Raw genomic sequence first — 17,272 nt, 5'->3', positions numbered from 1 at the left:
CCAGCGGCACGCGCGGCCAACCGGCCACCGACCGGCGCTGGCCGCCCCGCGCCTCAGACCCGCAATTGCGCCAGGCTGTCGCGCAGCCGCGGCCCCGTCGGCTGCCAGCCCAGCCGTTCGCGCGTGGCCACGCTCGAGGCCGACATGTCATGGCCGACAAAGTGCGACAGCCAGCCGAAATGCGCGGCCGCGGCGGCCTCGTCCAGGCGGATCACCGGCACGCCCAGGCGGTCGCCGATGGCCTGCGCTATATCCCGGAACGGAATGTGCGATTCGGCCGTCGCGTGATAGCGCCCGCCGGCTTCGCCGTGCTCCAGCACGGCGCGGTACAGGCGCACGGTGTCGGACACATGGGCGGCCGACCAGCCATTGCTGTCGTCGCCAACATAGGGCGACACGCCCGTGGCCCGCGCCAGCGCCACCATTTCGGTCACCAGCCCCTGTTTCTCGGCGTCATGGATCTGCGACAGCCGCACCACCGACACGCGGACGCCGCGCGCCAGCAATTCCTCGCCCGCCAGCTCCGACGCCTTGCGCGGGTTCGGATGGGCCGCATTGAAGTGGTCTTCGATGGCGGGCTGGCCAGGCGCCGCGATCCCCAACGGCGTGCCCGACGTGATCAGCAGCGGCCGCGCCGATCCCGCCAGCGCCTCGCCCAGCGCCAGGATGACGCGCCGGTCCTTTTCGCAGTTGGCGACGAAATGGGAAAAATCGTGGTCGAAGGCCGTATGGATCACCGCGTCGCAGGCCGACGCCCCGCGCCGCAGGCTGTCCAGGTCCTCGATGTCGCCGGCGTGCGCGTCGGCGCCCGCCAGTTGCAGCGCTCGCGCGCCATGGTCGGAACGGGTCAGGCCAAGCACCTGGTGTCCCGCGTGGATGAGTTCGGGCACGATTTTCGAGCCGATGAAGCCGGTCGCGCCGGTCAGAAAGATGCGCAAGATCGCTCTCCTGGTTTGTCAGGCAGCCATCATGCGACGCCGATCTATCCTGTTAAAGTAGTGAGCTTATAGGGGTATATATCTCAACTGGCTGACCATGACACTGCCCACTGACAACCCGCTCGGCGCCTACCTGAAGGACCGCCGCGGCCGGCTCGACCCGGTGGCGTTCGGCTTCTCCGCCACCCGCCGCCGCACGCCAGGCCTGCGGCGCGAAGAGGTGGCGCAGCTGTCGAACATCAGCGCCACCTGGTACACCTGGCTCGAACAGGGCCGCGGCGGCGCGCCCTCGGCCGACGTGCTCAACCGCATCGCCGCCGGCCTCATGCTCACCGAGGCCGAGCGCCACCATCTGTTCCTGCTGGGCCGCGGCCATCCGCCCGACGTCAAATACCAGTCCGCCCAGGGCGTGACGCCACGGCTGCAGCGCCTGCTGGACGCGCTTGAAGTCAGCCCCGCCATCATCCGCACCGCCACCTGGGACGTGGTCGCCTGGAACCGCGCAGCCTCGGTCGTGCTGACCGACTACGGCGCCCTGCCGCCCGAGCAGCGCAACATCCTGCGGCTGGTCTTCTGCAATCCCCGCGTGCGCCAGGCGCAGGACGATTGGGAGGGCATCGCCCGTTTCGTGGTGGGCGCCTTCCGCGCCGACGTCACCCGGGCCGGCGCCGCGTCCGAAGTCGCCCGGCTGGTCGAGGAATTGAGCCGCGACAGCGCGGAATTCGCGGCCCTGTGGCGCGACAACGACGTGCGCGTCCATGGCGAGGGCACCAAGCGCCTGCGCCATGCCCGCGCCGGCCTGCTCGAACTGGAGTACTCCGGGTTCTCGGTCGATGGCCGGCCGGACCTGTCCATGGTGGTCTATCACCCCGCCACGCCGGAGGCCGCCGATCGCATCCGCGCGCTGCTGGCCTCAGCGCCCGTTGGCGGCGTCGATGAATCCCGCTAGATCGCGGTTGAAGCGCTCGGCCTCCTCCAGGAATGGCGCGTGTCCCGACGCCGCGTACACCGTGGCGCGCAAGCGCGGATTCAGGCGCCTGGCGCGCTCCAGCGACGGCTCGACGCGCACCAGCGCATCGCGCGCCCCGTAGATCAGCCACAGCGGCTTGTGCATGGCGCCCAGGCCTTCACGAGCGGCGATCGTCATCCGCGGCACCGCGGCCTGCATCGCGGGCGACGCCAGCGCGGCATTGGCCAGCAGCCGCTCGAATGTCGCCGTGTCGGGCTGCGTCTCGAAGCACAGCGCCAGGAACGCGCGCTCGGCGTCCAGGTGCGTCTTCAGGTCACTCGACGCCATGCCGCGATACACCTCGGGATGCGGCGCGATCTGGCCGGCCTCCAGTTCGATCACGCCGCCCACGTAGACCGCGCCGGCGATGTCCGCGTCGCCATGCGCGGCCAGGTAATTGGTCGTCACGGCCGCGCCCAGCGACCAGCCCACCAGCACCGGCCGGCGCGCGCCCGACGCCGCGATCACGGCCGCCAGGTCGTCGGCCCAGCGGCGCCCGTCGGTGTACGCCAGCGGCGCGCTCGGCTGGCCCGACTGGCCGTGGCCGCGCAGGTCATAGGTGATCAGGCGGTAGCGCTGCAACAGCGGGCTGGACAGTTGCGCCTCCCAGCTGAGGCGGCTGCCCAGCAGGCCGTGCACGAACACGACGGCGGGGCCGGCCGGATCGCCGGATTCCTGGATGGACAGGGTGACGCCGTCGGGCGCGACGGCGGTGTACTGGCGGCTATCGGCATGCGCCGCGGCGCTCGCCAAGAGCAGCGCGACAGCGGCCAGCAGGGGGCGGAAACAACGGAAAAGCAGGGGGCCCGGCATGGGACTGACTCCTGGATGACAAAAGGGGAATCACAGTCTCGACCGTCACACTGGTGTTAGAGTCAAGCGGTCGTTTCGTGAAGATTTGCCATGACACCCCCGCCCGCCGCCAAGCCGATGTCGATCGGCGTCCTTGCCCGCGCCACCGGCGCCAGCCTGCGCTCGATCCGCCATTACGACGCGCACGGCCTGCTGGCCTCCTCGCGCGCCGCCAACGGCTACCGCAGCTTCGCGCCCGCGGCGGTCAGCCAGGTACGGCAGATCCAGCGCCTGATCGCGACCGGCTTCAGCCTCGCCGAGATCCAGGGCTTTCCCGATTGCATGCGCATGATCGAAGGGGCGGCGGCCTGCCCGGAAACCTCCGCCGTGCAGCGCGAGCGGCTGGCCTCGGTCGAACGGCAGATCGCCGACCTGGAACGCCGCCGCGCCCGACTGCGCCAGATGCTGGCCGAGGGCGCCACGGCCCCCGCGAAATAGCCGCCCGCGGCCACGCCGGTCACGCGCGCAGGCGCGGTTCCTGCTGCACGCACTCCACCAGGAAATCCATCACCGCCTTGACCGACGGCGACCGGCGCAGGTCCGGAAACACCGCCAGCCAGAGATCGCGCGACGGCGCTTCGCCCTCCACCGCCAGCCGTTGCAGCATGGCGTCGCCATCGCCGACGATCGTGGGCAGCACGACCGCGCCCAGGCCCGAACGCGCCGCCATCTGCTGCGCCGCCAGGTCGCTGGCCGCGAACACCACCGGCCGGTGGCGGCGGACCTGATGCAACCAGGCCTGCTGCGGCAGCGTATCGCCGCTTTCGTCATACGCGATGAACCGCCACTGGTCGGCGGGCTGCTCGCCGAACCCGGGGCTGCCGTACAGCGCGAAGCGCACCACGCCGATCTTCCTGCGCACCAGCGCTTCTTCTTCCGGACGCACGGTGCGCAGCGCGATGTCGGCCTCGCCGCGGTCCAGCGCCACCAGCGACAACGACGGCAGCAACACCACATTGAGTTTCGGATGCCGCTCGCGCAACGCCGCCATGCGCGGCGCGATGCAATGGCTGGCCAGCGACGGCGGCGCGCTGACCCGCACCGTGCCGGCCACCTCGATCGAGGCAATGCGCGACAGCTGCTCGACGCCCGTGGCGATCTCGGTCATGGCGCCGGCCAGCCGCGCCAGCGCGCGGCCGTCCTCGGTCAGCGGCCGGCTGCGCGGCAGGCGGTCCACCAGCCGCAGGCCCAGCGATTTCTCCAGCGCGTCGATGCGGCGCCCCACGGTGGCATGCTCGACCTGCAACTCGCGGGCGGCCGCCGACAACGATTGGGTGCGGGCCAATACGGTGAAGTAATACAGATCCTGCCAGTCGAACATCGGATTACCTGCTCACGAAGAGAAAGACCATGCGGGAGAAAATTCCCGGATCCTGATGTCGCTTTTACCATGCGCCCCCGCGCGTCTGGGGCGCCTACGGCTCGACGGCGACTTGCAACGCGCGCGCCAGCGACGCCCGCAGCATTTCGCCATGGCCGAATTGCGGGAAGGCCTCGTAGCGGGCGTCGGCGCCGCCTTCGCGCAGGCCGGTCACCATGGCGCGCACGGCCGGCTGCAGGTCGATCGGCGTGCCGTCCGGCCGCGTCGACGGCGCATCGGGCCGCTGGCGCGCCGGGTCGCGCGGCCGGGTGCCCGCCAGCACCTCCACGCGCTTGCCGGCCGCGCGCCGCGGGTCGAAGCGCCGCCACTCCTGCAGCAACGCCCCGTCCGCCCACCAGGCCGAGGGGTCCCCGGTGATGTAGCGCGCGAACGCGTCCGGCTGCGTGAACAGCACATGCAGCGCGAACAGGCCGCCATAGGAATGGCCCCACAGGTATTCGCGCTGCACATCGACCGCGGCGCGCCCGCGCACCAGCGGCTTGACCTGTTCGCGCAGGAACGCCAGGAATACGTCGGCGCCGCCGCCCTCGCGGCCCAGCACCACCGGATTCGGTTGCCGCACACCCTGCTCGAACACGGGCGGCGTGTAGTCATAGGCGCGCGCCACCACATCGTTGCGCGTCGGCACGTCATAGCCCACGGCCACCAGCACCGGCGCCTCGCCCCTGCCCAGCCGCGCCAGGTCGGCATCGGTCAGCGTGGCCAGGGCGGCGTTGCCGTCCAGCATGTACAGCACCGCGCGGCCACCGGCCGGAGCCAGTTGGCGCGGCACGGCGATCTGGATGCGGTAATGGCGCTCGCCATCGACCGAATCGAGCCGGTGCGTTTCAAAGCGATAGACCGCCGACGGCCGGTCGGCCACGGTTTCGCCGACAAGCTGCTCCCCGCGCGCGACCGGCGCGCCGGCAACGGGCGGCGTCTGCGCCTGCGCCGCAACGCTCCAGAAAACGCCACTCAACAACGCGGCTTGGCAAAGGCGGGACAGGGTGCGGGAGGACATCGGCTTCTCGGAATCATGCGTGCCGACAGGCGCGGGCCCGGCGGCAAAAGAGGAAACAACCCGGCGCGCAGCACGGCGACGCCTGCCGCAGGATAGCCCAGACAGGAATGCGACTTGATCCGGTTCTGAACCAAGGCGGTCCGATCTGGCGCGCCCGGCGCGGCGGACCTCGCTCTGGCCCCCTTCCGATCATTTCCGCACGGACCTCGTGAATTCCTGGGGAATTCCCAGACCGATTCACGCCTTCTACGATGGCTGGCACCGGTCGATGCCACGGCGCATCCGCCACTCCCCCACAAGGAATCCTTCGCAGTGAAAGCCATCCTGATAGAACGCTACGGCGGCCCCGAGGTCCTGCAACTGCGCGCGGACCATCCCATGCCCGACGCCGCCCCCGGCCACGTGGTGGTGCGGGTCGCCTACGCCGGCATCAACTTCATGGACGTGCACACCCGCCAGGGCAAGTACGCGGCCTCCACCACCTATCCCGTCCGCCTGCCCTGCACCCTCGGCATGGAGGGCGCCGGCGAGATCGTCGCGGTCGGCCCCGACGTCACGCACCTGGCGCCGGGCGACCGCGTGGCCTGGTGCATCGCCTGGGGCAGCTACGCCGAATACGCCAGCGTGCCGGCGGCCAAGGTCGCGAAGATTCCGGACGCCATCCCGTTCGACCTGGCCGCCGCCGCGATCTTCCAGGGTGCCACCGCGCACTACCTGGTCGAAGACATCGCCCGGCTGGGCCCGGGCAGCACCTGCCTGATCCACGCCGCCTCCGGCAGCATCGGCCAATTGCTGGTGCAGATGGCCGCGCGGCGCGGCGCCACCGTCTTCGCCACCGCCAGCAGCGCGCGGAAAAGCGCCGTCGCCGTCGCGCGCGGCGCCCACCACGCCCTGCCCTACGACGGCGGCCGCTTCGCCGACCGCATCCGCGAGGCCACCGGCGGCGCGGGCGTGGACGTGGTGTTCGACGCGGTCGGCAAGACCACCCTGCGCGACAGCTTGCGCGCCTGCCGCACGCGCGGCCTCGTCATCAACTACGGCAACGTCTCGGGCTCGGTCACAGACCTGGACCCGATCGAACTGGGCGAGGCCGGCTCGCTGTTCCTGACACGGCCGCGCCTGGCCGACCACATGCAGGACGGGGCCACGGTGCAACGCCGCGCCGACGCGGTATTCGGCGGGCTGCTCGAAGGTTCGCTGGATATCGCCATCGAAGGCCGCTACGAGCTGGAAGACGTGCAGCGGATCCACGCGCGGCTGGAAGCCCGCGAGCAGATCGGCAAGTCGGTGCTGCGCATCGGCGGCGCGCCACACGCATAACCTTTGGTTATGGCCGCACCCGCACCACTCATTTGAACCTGTCGCCCGTCGCGCCCACACTCTCACCGTCCAGCGCCAGGCTGCCCGATGCGGCCTGGCGCCCTGGACATGGGACCGCTGGGAATCCACGCCTGCAGCAATGCCAGGCGGGATCACAACAATAGGCCGACACCGCCGGACGCGCAGCGCGTCACGGCCTGGCCACAGATCGATAGGGACGGAGAAGACATGACCTCATTGGCACAAACGGCGGCGGCGCCACGCCCGCCCGCTGGCGGCTCGCTGCATCCGCGCCGGCGCAATGCCGCCATCGCGGTGTTCCTGGTGGGCCTGGCCATCGCGCTGTACACCCATTTCACGCTGCCCGGCCAGACCAGCCTGTGGGGCCTGACGCCCGTGCTGGTGTTCGCCATCATCGCGTTGCTGGGCGTGGACATCGTGCTGTCCACCATCGCCGCCATCGTGCTCGGCGCCATCATGACCGGCACCACCCCCATCGCCATGGGCAAGCTGCTGGCCGACTCGCTCGGTTCGTTCATCGCGGTGGTCGGCCTGATCATCGTGCTGGGCGCCGGCGTCGGCGAAGTCGCCTCGCGCACCGGCGCCGCGGAACAGATGGTGCGCGCCATCGTGCGCCGCATCGGCCTGTCGAACCAGGTGCGCGTGCGCCTGGGCATCATGGTGACCTCGACCCTGATCTGCGGCGCCCTGGGCACCCTGGCCGGCGGCAACGCCATCATCGCCGCGGTGGTCATCCCGATCGCCGCCGCCGTGCGCCTGTCGCCGCCCACGGTGGCCGCCCTGTTCCAGACCGCCGGCTCGGCCGGACTGGTGCTGGGGCCCTTCACGCCCAACGTGGTCACGGTGACCGGCCTGACCGGACTGAGCTATCCGCAGTACCTGATGGTGGCGGGCATCCCGATGGCCGTGGCGACGCTGCTGGCCGGCTGGTTCATGTCGGGCCGCATCCAGAAAAAGACCGAGGCCAGCCACCAATACGAGGAAGCCGGCGCCGGCACGGCCGCCTTCGACCTCGATGCCGCGCCTTCGCGCAGCGCCATGCGGGCGGCGTGGGCGTTCTGCCTGACCATCATCCTCCTTGCGATCGTCGGCGTGCTCGCCAAGGCGGGTTATGCCTTCGCCATCATCGTCATGGTGGCGCTGGCCACCACCACCGGACTGGCCGGCGGCATGGGTCCGCGCGCGATCCTGCAGGCGATGTACGCGGGCGCCGGCAAGCTGATCTGGATCTTCTTCCTGTTCTGGCTGTTCAATCCGGTGCTGGTGCTGGTGGACCAGCTCAACGCCTACCACGCCGTGCTGGACCTCGCGACGCCTTACCTCGCCGGGATCAGCGGCGCCATGCTGTGCGTCATCGTGCTGTGGTTCAACGTGATCGGCCACATCCCCGGCGCCGCGGTCGCGCAGATGACCTTCACCGCCAAGATCTTCGGCCCGCTGCTGGCGGCCGCCGGCGTCGGCCCCGCGGCCACCACGGCCGTCATCCTCGGCAGCTCGCAGATCGACTGGTTCGGCCCGTTCCCCACCTCGGACATGTTCGGCCAGATGGGCCTGGCGCGCTCGGGTGAGCTCAAATACATGCTCTACAACGGATGGGCGGTGATCCTGGTGAACCTCTGCCTGTTCTCGTCCCTGTTCTTCTTCCTGGTTTGAGGAGATCGACCATGTTCCCCTTGGGATCGCAGCCGCTGGACCGCGACGCCTTGCGCCAGTACGTCGACGCGGCGCTGGCGCCTCTGCTGGCGGCCACGCCCGCGCGGGTCTCGCTGAGCCTGCGCGACCTGGATGGCGGCATCGTGCTGGCCCGCCAGGCCGACCGGCAGCAACCGTCGGCCAGCATCATCAAGATCCCCATCCTGCTGGCGCTGCTCGAGGTGGTGGCCGGCGGCCGTTACGCACTCGAACAGCCGCTGGTGCTGCCCGCGTGCGGCGACCGCGCCGGCGGCACCGGCATCCTGGCCCAGCTGCCCAGCGTCGCCACCCTGTCGCTGGCCGAACTGGCGCGGCTGATGATCGTGCTCAGCGACAACGTCGCCACCAACGCGCTGATCGAGCTGCTGGGATTCGACGAGATCAACCAATGGAGCCAGCGCGCCGGACTGACGGCGAGCCGCCTGCAACGCCGCATGATGGACGCCGCCGCGCGCGAGGCCGGCCGCGACAACTTCACCAGCGCCGACGACGCCACGGCCGCGCTCTGCTGGCTGCTGCGCGACGGCGCGCTGCCCGCGCCCCTGCGGACCTTCGCGCTCGACCTGCTGGCGGACCAGCGCGAACGCGCCCACTTCGGCGCCGCGCTGCCGGCGCCGGCCCACCTGGCCAGCAAAGCCGGCCAGTTGCCGGGCCTGCGCCATGATGCCGGCATCCTCACCGTGGCCGACCGCAGCGTGGTGCTGGCGGTGCTGGCCGACGGTTTCACCGACTGGCAGACCGCGCAGACTCTCCAGGGCGGCGAAGGCGCCGCGCTGCTGGGGCAGATCGCGCGCGCGGTCGCGCTGGGCCTGAAGGCCCAGTCGCGGGAACACTGAAAAGGAACCCACATGTCCATCAGAGTGGCAGCCATCCAGCTCGACAGCCGCCGGGACCGCGACGCCAACCTGGCCGCGCTGGAACACTGGATCACCGCCGCGGCCGACGACGGCGCGAAACTGATCGTCACGCCCGAGTACAGCGACGTGCGCGGCGAACCGTCGACGCTGCGCGCCGCCGCCAGCCCGATCCCCGGCGAGGTCACGGCGCGCCTGGCCGCGCTGGCGCAGCGCCATGAGTGCTGGATCCACCTGGGCTCGATGCATGAGCGGCTGGCGGACCAGGACCGGCTCGGCAACACCGGCGTCACCTTCGCCCCAAATGGCAGCATCGCCGCCACCTACCGCAAGGTGCACCTGTACGACGCGGTGGTCGACGGCACGCCCTACCGGGAATCCGCCGACTTCGCGCCGGGCGCGCACCTGCAGGCAGTCGAGGCCGCGGGCCTGACGCTGGGCCTGAGCATCTGCTACGACCTGCGCTTCGCCGAGCTCTACCGCACGCTGCGCGGGCGCGGCGCCAACGTGCTGGTGGTGCCCGCGGCCTTCAACCTGCACACCGGGCGCGACCATTGGGAAACCCTGCTGCGCGCCCGCGCCATCGAAAACCAGTGCTACGTGATCGCCGCCGCGCAGATCGGCGGCGACGGACCCGGCCTGCCTTGCCTCGGCCGCAGCATGATCGTCGACCCCTGGGGCACGGTGCTGGCCTGCATGCCGGACCGCACCGGCTACCTCCTGGCCGACCTCGACCCGGAACGGGTGGCCACGCTGCGCGCCGGACTGCCGGCCTGGGAACATCGCCGCACGGATCTCTATGACGGCGGCGCCATGACGGGCTGACCTTCGCGCCGCCGGGACTCGCGCCATCGGGTGCCATGTCGGGAAAACACGGTTGACTGTACTTGTATAGGCAAGTACAAAAGACTCCCTCCGACATTGCACTTTCTGGAACGAGTCCATGAATGCAACGCAGTGCGCTACGCCATCGTTTTCCCGTGCCCTTGCCGGGCCGCGCTCCCTCAGGAGCTTCCGACGAAAGCTGAGCCGGGTCTCGCGCAGGCTGGCGGGACCGCTGCTGCTGGCCCTGGCGGCAGCCTTGTCCGCCACGCCCGCCGCGGCCGCCGCGCCGCCCGGGGCGCAAGCGCGCGCCGCCGATAGCCAAAGCTCCCTGGCGCTGGACGGCGGGTCGCTCACCCCGTCGGACGTGATCGCGGTGGCCCGGGGCGGCCAGGCCGTGGCGCCCACCGATGCCGCCTGGCAGCGCGTGGCCCGCTCGCATGACCTGCTGCTGGCCTACGGTCGCCTGGGGCAGCCCGTCTACGGCCTGAACCGCGGCGTCGGCCAGAACAAGGACCAGACGATTTTCTCGGGCGACACGCTGTCCGACGAGGCCCGGGCGGCGTCGGCAGCCTTCAATCACCGCATGCTGCTGTCGCACACCGTCGCCTACGGCGAGCCGGCGAAGCCCGAAACCGTGCGCGCCGCCATGTTGATCCGGCTGAATACCGCGCTGTTCGGCGGCACCGGCATGAGCCCGCCCCTGGTGCGCCAATACGTCGACTTCCTCAACAAGGGCCTGACGCCCGTGGTGCTCGGGCAGGGGTCGGTCGGCCAGGCCGACATCACCATCCTGCCGCAGATCGGCCTGGCCATGATGGGCGAAGGCATGATCGAGCTCGACGGCAAAGCGCTGCCCGCGGCCGACGCGATGCGCCAGGCCGGCCTGGCGCCGGTCAAGCCCTACGCCAAGGACTCGCTGTCCCTGCTCAGTTCCAATGCCTACGGCGCCGCGCTGGCCATCCTGGCCGCGGACGATGCCCGGCGCATGCTCGACCGCGCGGACGAAGTGGCGGCCCTGTCGCTCGAGGGCCTGAACGGCAACGTCGCGCCGCTGCTGGCCATCACCCAGGCGCAGCGCCCCTATCCGGCCCAGCAACAGGTAGCCCAACGCATCCTGTCCCTGCTCGACGGCAGCGCGCTGTGGCTGGCGGACGAGCAGCGCTCGCTGCAGGACCCGCTGAGCTTTCGCACCGTGAGCCAGGTACACGGCGCCGCGCGCGAAGCCTTGCGGCAGCTGGATATCCAGTTGCGGGTGCAGATCAACAGCTCCGACGACAACCCGACCGTGATCCTGGACGTGGCGCCGCCGCCCGGCGTCACCTCCCAGGAAGCCCGCTATTACGTGACCCAGGGCCCGCAGCGCGGCGCCGTGGTGCCCAGCGCCGGGTTCGACCCCACGGCCTGGGTGGTGCCCCTGCAGTCGGTCGGCGTCGCGCTGTCACAGGTGGCGCAATCCTCGGCGCAGCGCGTGCTGCGCATGGGCGACCCCACCTTCACACGGCTGCCGCGCTTCCTGTCGCCCAACGACACCACGCTGGCCTACACCACCATCCAGAAGCCCGTATCGCTGCTGGCCACCGAGATCCGCGCGTTGTCGCAGCCCGTCTCGTCCGACGCGCTGGCGGTCGCCGGCAACATCGAGGACGTCGCCACCAACGGCCCGCTGGCCGCGCAACGCCTGGGCCAGCAGGCCGTGCGCCTGCGCACCTTGCTGGGCATCGAACTGATCCACGCGGCGCAGGCGGTGGACCTGCGCACGCGCGCCGACGCCCAGCGCCCGGTGGGCAAGGGAACCGGCGCCGTGCTGGCCGCGTTCCGCCAGCAAGTGCCGTTTCTTTCACAAGACAGGAGACTGGCCGACGACATTGCGCGCGCCGAACGGTTTCTTGATGAAGAGCGCGTCGTCACACCGTAGGCGCCGCGCCGCAGCCAGATCTGCCACAAGGGGAATGATCATGAACAAGTATGTCGCGTTGTGCCTGAGTAGTACCCTGCTAGCCACTGCCTTGTCCGCGCCCGCCGGCGCGGCCGACGGCAAGTATCCCGCCCGTCCCGTCACCATCGTCGTCCCGTTCGGCGCCGGCGGCATCGCCGACGCGCTGCCGCGCATCGTCGGCCAGGAACTCAACAGCAAATGGGGCGTGCCGGTCATCATCGAGAACAAGGTCGGCGCGTCCGGCAATATCGGCATGGACTATGTCGCGCGCGCCAACCCGGACGGCTACACGCTGGCCCTGGCGCCGGCGGGCAACCTGACGGTCAACCCGCTGCTCTACACCAAGCTGCCCTTCAATACGGCCAGGGACTTCGCGCCGGTGACCATGCTGGCCACCTCGCCCAACGTGCTGGTGGTCAACGCGCGAGTGCCCGCCCAGACCTTCACCGAACTGGTGGCCTACGCCCGCCAGCATCCGGACAAGCTCAACTACTCTTCCCCGGGGCCCGGCAGCGGCGCCCACCTGGCGGGTGAATTGCTCAACCAGTCGGCCGGCATCGTCACGCGCCACATCCCGTACAACGCCATGGCCGCGGCGGTCAACGACGTGGTGGCGGGCAACGTCGACATGATGTTCGCCGGCGTGTCCACCGTGCTGCCGCACATCCAGTCCGGCAAGCTGCGCGCGCTGGCCGTGGCCGGGCCGCAGCGCCTGCCGCAACTGAAGGACGTGCCCACCGTGGCCGAAAGCGGCTACCCGGGCTTTGACGTGACCTCCTGGTACGGCATCGTCGCGCCGGCCAAGGTGCCGCCCGAGATCCTCGACCAGTTGCAGGCCGATATCGCCGCCGTGCTGCAAAAGGAATCCGTGCGCCAGAAGTTCGCCGGCCTGGGCGTGGATCCGGCCGGGTCCAACCGCGCCGACTTCGGCCGCGCGATCAAGCAGGAAACCGACAAATGGGCGGCCATCGTCAAGCAGGCCGGCATCCAGCCAATTCAATAAACAAGGGAGAGACCATGCAATCCATCGACATCACCTACCTGAACGGCCCCGACGTGCGCGCGCTGGGCCTGACCGACGCCGAGATCCTGGCCGCCGTGCAAAGCGCGCTGGACGCCCAGGGCCGCGGCCAGACCGTCATCGAGCCGCGCGTGCACCTGGTGCCGGAATCCTCCGACAAGGGGCACTTCAACGTGCTGCGCGGCTACATCGCGCCGCTGCATGTGGCGGGCGTGAAGGTCGTCAGCGATTTCGTCGACAACTACAAGGTCGACCTGCCTTCCGAAATGGCCTTGCTCAACCTGTTCGACCCGGTCAACGGCAAACCGCTGGCCGTGGTGGACGCGACCGCCATCACCGACATGCGCACCGGCGCGGTCACCGCGCTGGGCGCCAAGTACCTGGCCCGCAAGGACAGCAAAGTGCTGGGCCACATCGGCGCGCGCGGCACGTCCTACTGGAACGTGCGGCTGCTCGACAGCCTCTACGACTTCGACGAGATCCGCGTGCATTCGCGCCGCCCCGAAAGCCAGCAGGCCTTCGGCGAACGCCTGTCGCGCGACCTGGGCAAGCCCGTGAAGGTCGTCAACGACTGGGAATCGTGCGTGCGCGGCGCCGACATCGTGGTGGAGGCCTCGCGCCTGCCCCAGCCCACGCCGCTGCTCAAGACCGAATGGATCAAGCCCGGCGCCCTGGTCATGCCCTACGGCACCATGAGCGCGGTCGAACTGAGCCTGACCGACATCATGAGCAAAGTGGTGGTCGATGACTGGGGCCAATGCCGCAAGGGCCTGCCCTACGGCGCACTGCGCGCCCACGTCGACAGCGACCGCATCACCGAGGAAAACCTGCACGCCGAACTGGGCCAGATCGTCGCCGGCCTGAAGCCGGGTCGCGAGCGCGATGACGAGACCATCCTGTTCTGGCACCGCGGCCTGTCCACCACCGACATCGCGCTGGGCCACGCCATGCTGGAGAAGGCCCGCAAGATGGGCCTGGGCCAGACCCTCAAGTTCGCGTAGGAAGCCGGCCATGGATTTCATCACCTCGACGCGCATGTACGACGTCGCGCCCGCGGCGCGGGCCGCCTGGCATGCGCTGCTGCGGGCCGCCCATGCCCGCGCCGGCCTGCGCGTGCAATTCGTCGAACATGGCTGGCCGGCCCCGATCGGCGAGCTCTGGGAACGGCCCGGCCTGTGCGGCGTCTTCATGTGCGGCTGGCCCTACGTGAGGGCGCTGGAGGCCGGAAGGGCCTTCGGCGCCATGGCCGCGGTGGTGCCCGACTGGCCGGCCTACGAGGGCCTGCCGCGCTACCGCAGCGAATTCCTGGTCCGCGCCGACTGCCCCTGGTCGTCGCTGGCCGACGCGGCCGGCAGCCGCTATGGCTGGATGGTGCAGGACTCGCAATCCGGCTGGAACGCGCCGCGCGCGGCGCTCGCCAAGGTCGCTCCGCCCGGCGGCGCCCTGTTCGCGGCCTCCAAGGGGCCTTACGGCAACCCGCGCGGCCTGTTGCGCGCGCTGGCCGACGGCGAGATCGACCTGACCGCCGCGGACGCCTGGTACCTGGATCTGCTACGCGAGCATGATCCGGCCGTGCTGGCCGGTCTGCGCACGCTGGCCTACACGCCCTGGACCCCGAACCCGTTGCTGGTGGCCGGCCCCGACGTGGATCCGGCCGCTGCGCAGGCCCTCTCGGACGTACTGCTGGCCATGCACGAGGATCCGGCGCACGGGCCGCTGCTACGCGCCGCCCACGTGGCGCGTTTCACCCGGCCCGACCCGGCCGCATACACGGTGCTGGATGAAATGGCGCGGGCCGCAGAGGTCGCCGGCTACGCGGCGATCCGCTGACCCGGCGGCGCCGATTCCGCCAACCACAGGCCCCAGACGCAAAAAAGCCGGCGCCGCTTTCGCGGATCCGGCTATTGCTGACGGTGTCGGGAACACCACCAAGAATTCGACCACATGAGTGGTCGGGGCGAGAGGATTCGAACCTCCGACTCCTGCGTCCCGAACGCAGTACTCTACCAGGCTGAGCTACGCCCCGAGTCTGGATATGGGGGGTTTATGGCTTGCGCGACCCCACACCCTACAGCTACTGACTTCGTTGCGCTCAGTGCAACCAAATCAACTTCCCGCTTCGGCTTGAAGGCTTTCGCCTTCCCGCCTTGTGAACTTCGACCTTGCTAAAGCCTCGCTACGGCACTGCTTTGAAAACTGCTGCAGCGCTGTTTTTCAGCTAGCGATCTCTATTCACCGCGAAAGCGCAGAATTCTAACAGAGAATTTAGAAAAGGGGAAACGGGATACGAAGAAAGTGCTTCGCGGGCCCGATTCGCCTCGACCACGGCAGCCTCGCGGGCGTGTTCCAGCGCGTCCGTCGCCTGGATGGCGGCGGCCACGGCGGCGAAATCGGCGTCGCCCGTCTTGATGGCGTCGCGGATCAATTGCTGCTGTTCAGGCGTGCCCACTTCCATCACGCGGATCAGCGGCAGCGTCGGCTTGCCCTCGCGCAGGTCGTCGCCCACGTTCTTGCCCAGCGCGGCGGCGTCGCCGCTGTAGTCCAGCACGTCGTCGACCAGCTGGAAGGCGGTGCCCACGTGGCGGCCGTACGCGGCGGCGGCGGCCTCCTGTTCGGGCGTGGCGCCGGCCAGCACCGCGCCCACCTGGGCCGCGGCCTCGAACAGCTTGGCGGTCTTGTAGCGCACGACCTGCAGGTAGCGCTCCTGCGAGACGTCCGGATCGTGCACGTTCAGCAGCTGCAGCACCTCGCCTTCGGCGATCACCGTGGTGGCCTCGGACAGGATGCTCATGATGCGCATCGAGTCGGCCTCGACCATCATCTCGAACGAACGCGAATAGAGGTAGTCGCCCACCAGCACGCTGGCGGCGTTGCCGAACACCGCGTTGGCGGTCTCGCGGCCACGGCGCAGGTCGGACTCGTCGACCACGTCGTCATGCAGCAGCGTCGCCGTATGGATGAATTCCACGACGGCGGCCAGCAACTGGTGATGCGTCCCTTCGTAGCCCAGCGCGCGCGCCACCATCAGCACCATCGCCGGACGCATGCGCTTGCCGCCGGCGCCAATGATGTAGTCGCCGATCGTACGGATCAGCACCACATCGGAATTCAGCCGCTCGCGGATAACCGCATCGACGGCTTTCATATCGTCAACTATGGGAGCAATGAGCGCGGGGAGATTCAAGACGTATCCGGAGAGTGAAACGAGCCGTATGTAACAGCTCTTACCGCTGGGCCGCCGGGATGGCGGGGGATTCGACCAGCGATTATACGGGCTGTCAGGAACCAAAGCCGGACCCGACGACGCCCCGCGCCCCGGGGCGGGCCCGCCCTCGACGGCCGCCATCCGTGTCGATCGGCCCCCATTTTTTCACCATCCGGAACGGCCATCGCGGCGCCCAGGCGACACCTAAGCCCTTACCCCGCAAGCGCTTTTTGACTTTTCCCCAGGCCCACGCTAATATCCCGGATTCGGTCAGTGATGGCCGAATTACGTCGGTGAATTACGCACTACGCGCCCGGTGAACCGCAGGGAAGCAAAAGCGCGGATAGCGGATGGACTCAGCTCATACAGAGCACGGAGTCCACACACGCTTGATACGCGGCCTTCCCACATGCAACACGGCCCCGAACATCCAGGGTCGTTCCAACCGCCAGGCAAGTACCGCCAGCCCAGCAGGGCCGGCAAGCGAATAAGCCCATTTACCTATTTAAGGAATACCCCATGTACGCGGTCGTAAAAACCGGTGGCAAGCAGTACCGTGTTGCCATTGGCGAAAAACTCAAGGTAGAACAGATACCGGCTGACATTGGGCAAGAAATCACCCTGGATCAAGTGCTGTCCGTGGGCGAAGGCGACCAACTGAAAGTTGGTACGCCCCTCGTCGCCGGCGCCGTGATCAAGGCAACGGTTCTTGCGCAAGGCCGCCACGACAAGGTCAAGATCTTCAAGATGCGCCGTCGCAAGCACTATCAGAAGCGTCAGGGCCACCGTCAGAACTACACCGAAATCCGCATCGAAGCCATCACGGCTTAAGACGCGACTCGGTACCACATTAGCAGGAGCTAAACATGGCACAGAAAAAGGGCGGCGGCTCTACGCGAAACGGACGCGACTCAGAATCGAAGCGTCTGGGCGTCAAGGCTTTCGGCGGTGAACTGATTCCCGCTGGTTCGATCATCGTGCGTCAGCGCGGTACCCGTTTCCACGCTGGCGTGAACGTCGGCATGGGCAAGGACCACACCCTGTTCGCGCTGATCGACGGCAAGGTTCAATTCGGCTTCAAGGGCGCGTTGAACAAGCAAACCGTTTCGATCGTCGCCGCCGAGTAATCCTCGACGCAGCACGATCCGGCCAGCGGCGTGGTCGCCTCAGCGATCCGCCGCCGGCCAGAACGGCAAAGCCCTGTCGCACGCGGCAGGG

The 17,272-nt window shown here is 69.3% G+C and carries 17 protein-coding genes and 1 tRNA gene; 12 read left to right on the top strand and 6 right to left on the bottom strand.

The window, feature by feature from the left end; genetic code table 11:
• Positions 1 to 53 precede the first annotated feature (53 nt).
• Positions 54 to 938, bottom strand: a complete 885-nt coding sequence (locus AC1HFW_RS23275; protein WP_479285316.1) for an SDR family oxidoreductase — start codon at positions 936 to 938, stop codon at positions 54 to 56.
• A 97-nt stretch (positions 939 to 1,035) separates the two neighbouring features.
• On the opposite strand from AC1HFW_RS23275, the gene AC1HFW_RS23270 reads away from it, so the two are divergent.
• Positions 1,036 to 1,887 (top strand): helix-turn-helix transcriptional regulator, encoded by an 852-nt coding sequence (locus AC1HFW_RS23270; RefSeq protein ID WP_479285315.1) that lies wholly within the window; start codon positions 1,036 to 1,038, stop codon positions 1,885 to 1,887.
• Here the strand turns inward: AC1HFW_RS23270 and AC1HFW_RS23265 are convergent.
• Positions 1,852 to 2,760: an alpha/beta fold hydrolase gene (locus tag AC1HFW_RS23265; RefSeq protein WP_479285314.1), complete on the bottom strand. Its 909-nt coding sequence runs from the start codon at positions 2,758 to 2,760 to the stop codon at positions 1,852 to 1,854. The genes AC1HFW_RS23270 and AC1HFW_RS23265 overlap by 36 nt on opposite strands.
• Before the next feature lie 90 nt (positions 2,761 to 2,850).
• On the opposite strand from AC1HFW_RS23265, the gene AC1HFW_RS23260 reads away from it, so the two are divergent.
• A complete protein-coding gene (locus AC1HFW_RS23260) occupies positions 2,851 to 3,237 on the top strand; it encodes a MerR family transcriptional regulator (protein WP_198486435.1) in 387 nt (128 codons plus the stop codon).
• Between the two features lie 19 nt (positions 3,238 to 3,256).
• Here AC1HFW_RS23260 and AC1HFW_RS23255 read toward each other — a convergent pair whose 3' ends face one another.
• Positions 3,257 to 4,120: a LysR family transcriptional regulator gene (locus AC1HFW_RS23255; RefSeq protein WP_006391729.1), complete on the bottom strand. Its 864-nt coding sequence runs from the start codon at positions 4,118 to 4,120 to the stop codon at positions 3,257 to 3,259.
• 94 nt (positions 4,121 to 4,214) lie between these two features.
• Complete coding sequence (locus tag AC1HFW_RS23250; protein ID WP_479285313.1) at positions 4,215 to 5,180, bottom strand: alpha/beta hydrolase; 966 nt, start codon at positions 5,178 to 5,180, stop codon at positions 4,215 to 4,217.
• Between the two features lie 312 nt (positions 5,181 to 5,492).
• On the opposite strand from AC1HFW_RS23250, the gene AC1HFW_RS23245 reads away from it, so the two are divergent.
• The 8 genes from AC1HFW_RS23245 to AC1HFW_RS23210 all read left to right on the top strand — a co-directional run bounded on the left by AC1HFW_RS23245 (position 5,493) and on the right by AC1HFW_RS23210 (position 14,679).
• A complete protein-coding gene (locus tag AC1HFW_RS23245) occupies positions 5,493 to 6,500 on the top strand; it encodes a quinone oxidoreductase family protein (RefSeq protein ID WP_479285312.1) in 1,008 nt (335 codons plus the stop codon).
• A 228-nt stretch (positions 6,501 to 6,728) separates the two neighbouring features.
• Positions 6,729 to 8,174, top strand: a complete 1,446-nt coding sequence (locus AC1HFW_RS23240; protein WP_479285311.1) for a gluconate:proton symporter — start codon at positions 6,729 to 6,731, stop codon at positions 8,172 to 8,174.
• 11 nt (positions 8,175 to 8,185) lie between these two features.
• Positions 8,186 to 9,049 (top strand): serine hydrolase, encoded by an 864-nt coding sequence (locus AC1HFW_RS23235; protein ID WP_479285310.1) that lies wholly within the window; start codon positions 8,186 to 8,188, stop codon positions 9,047 to 9,049.
• A gap of 12 nt (positions 9,050 to 9,061) precedes the next feature.
• The gene (locus AC1HFW_RS23230; RefSeq protein ID WP_479285309.1) at positions 9,062 to 9,892 is read left to right on the top strand and encodes a carbon-nitrogen hydrolase family protein; all 831 of its coding nucleotides are present in this window, start codon (positions 9,062 to 9,064) and stop codon (positions 9,890 to 9,892) included.
• A gap of 256 nt (positions 9,893 to 10,148) precedes the next feature.
• Entirely contained in the window at positions 10,149 to 11,807 is a 1,659-nt protein-coding gene (locus tag AC1HFW_RS23225) for an HAL/PAL/TAL family ammonia-lyase (protein WP_479285308.1), read from the top strand.
• A 40-nt stretch (positions 11,808 to 11,847) separates the two neighbouring features.
• Positions 11,848 to 12,831 carry a Bug family tripartite tricarboxylate transporter substrate binding protein gene (locus AC1HFW_RS23220; RefSeq protein ID WP_035359647.1) on the top strand — a complete coding sequence of 328 codons (984 nt, stop codon included), beginning with the start codon at positions 11,848 to 11,850 and terminating at the stop codon, positions 12,829 to 12,831.
• 14 nt (positions 12,832 to 12,845) lie between these two features.
• A complete protein-coding gene (locus tag AC1HFW_RS23215; protein ID WP_061073080.1) occupies positions 12,846 to 13,850 on the top strand; it encodes an ornithine cyclodeaminase family protein in 1,005 nt (334 codons plus the stop codon).
• A 10-nt stretch (positions 13,851 to 13,860) separates the two neighbouring features.
• On the top strand, positions 13,861 to 14,679 hold the full coding sequence (locus AC1HFW_RS23210; protein WP_061073079.1) for a phosphate/phosphite/phosphonate ABC transporter substrate-binding protein: 819 nt from the start codon (positions 13,861 to 13,863) through the stop codon (positions 14,677 to 14,679).
• Between the two features lie 119 nt (positions 14,680 to 14,798).
• Here the strand turns inward: AC1HFW_RS23210 and AC1HFW_RS23205 are convergent.
• Positions 14,799 to 14,875 (bottom strand) — tRNA-Pro (locus AC1HFW_RS23205).
• Positions 14,876 to 15,067: 192 nt separating this feature from the next.
• On the bottom strand, positions 15,068 to 16,033 hold the full coding sequence (gene ispB, locus AC1HFW_RS23200) for an octaprenyl diphosphate synthase (protein WP_061073078.1): 966 nt from the start codon (positions 16,031 to 16,033) through the stop codon (positions 15,068 to 15,070).
• A 540-nt stretch (positions 16,034 to 16,573) separates the two neighbouring features.
• Here ispB and rplU point away from each other — a divergent pair.
• Positions 16,574 to 16,885: a 50S ribosomal protein L21 gene (rplU, locus tag AC1HFW_RS23195; RefSeq protein ID WP_006389960.1), complete on the top strand. Its 312-nt coding sequence runs from the start codon at positions 16,574 to 16,576 to the stop codon at positions 16,883 to 16,885.
• A 35-nt stretch (positions 16,886 to 16,920) separates the two neighbouring features.
• A complete protein-coding gene (rpmA, locus tag AC1HFW_RS23190; RefSeq protein WP_006216229.1) occupies positions 16,921 to 17,181 on the top strand; it encodes a 50S ribosomal protein L27 in 261 nt (86 codons plus the stop codon).
• Positions 17,182 to 17,272 lie beyond the last annotated feature (91 nt).

It is taken from the genome of Achromobacter sp. ISS7, assembly GCF_056523125.1.
This window is presented reverse-complemented; position numbering and strand designations above follow the sequence as displayed.

Excerpts from the sequence above, each read along its gene's own strand:
- AC1HFW_RS23270 (WP_479285315.1), top strand. The coding sequence starts at position 1,036 with ATGACACTGCCCACTGACAACCCGCTCGGCGCCTACCTGAAGGACCGC.
- AC1HFW_RS23265 (WP_479285314.1), bottom strand. The coding sequence starts at position 2,760 with ATGCCGGGCCCCCTGCTTTTCCGTTGTTTCCGCCCCCTGCTGGCCGCT.
- AC1HFW_RS23260 (WP_198486435.1), top strand. The coding sequence starts at position 2,851 with ATGACACCCCCGCCCGCCGCCAAGCCGATGTCGATCGGCGTCCTTGCC.
- AC1HFW_RS23255 (WP_006391729.1), bottom strand. The coding sequence starts at position 4,120 with ATGTTCGACTGGCAGGATCTGTATTACTTCACCGTATTGGCCCGCACC.
- AC1HFW_RS23250 (WP_479285313.1), bottom strand. The coding sequence starts at position 5,180 with ATGTCCTCCCGCACCCTGTCCCGCCTTTGCCAAGCCGCGTTGTTGAGT.
- AC1HFW_RS23240 (WP_479285311.1), top strand. The coding sequence starts at position 6,729 with ATGACCTCATTGGCACAAACGGCGGCGGCGCCACGCCCGCCCGCTGGC.
- AC1HFW_RS23235 (WP_479285310.1), top strand. The coding sequence starts at position 8,186 with ATGTTCCCCTTGGGATCGCAGCCGCTGGACCGCGACGCCTTGCGCCAG.
- AC1HFW_RS23230 (WP_479285309.1), top strand. The coding sequence starts at position 9,062 with ATGTCCATCAGAGTGGCAGCCATCCAGCTCGACAGCCGCCGGGACCGC.
- AC1HFW_RS23220 (WP_035359647.1), top strand. The coding sequence starts at position 11,848 with ATGAACAAGTATGTCGCGTTGTGCCTGAGTAGTACCCTGCTAGCCACT.
- AC1HFW_RS23215 (WP_061073080.1), top strand. The coding sequence starts at position 12,846 with ATGCAATCCATCGACATCACCTACCTGAACGGCCCCGACGTGCGCGCG.
- AC1HFW_RS23210 (WP_061073079.1), top strand. The coding sequence starts at position 13,861 with ATGGATTTCATCACCTCGACGCGCATGTACGACGTCGCGCCCGCGGCG.
- rplU (WP_006389960.1), top strand. The coding sequence starts at position 16,574 with ATGTACGCGGTCGTAAAAACCGGTGGCAAGCAGTACCGTGTTGCCATT.
- rpmA (WP_006216229.1), top strand. The coding sequence starts at position 16,921 with ATGGCACAGAAAAAGGGCGGCGGCTCTACGCGAAACGGACGCGACTCA.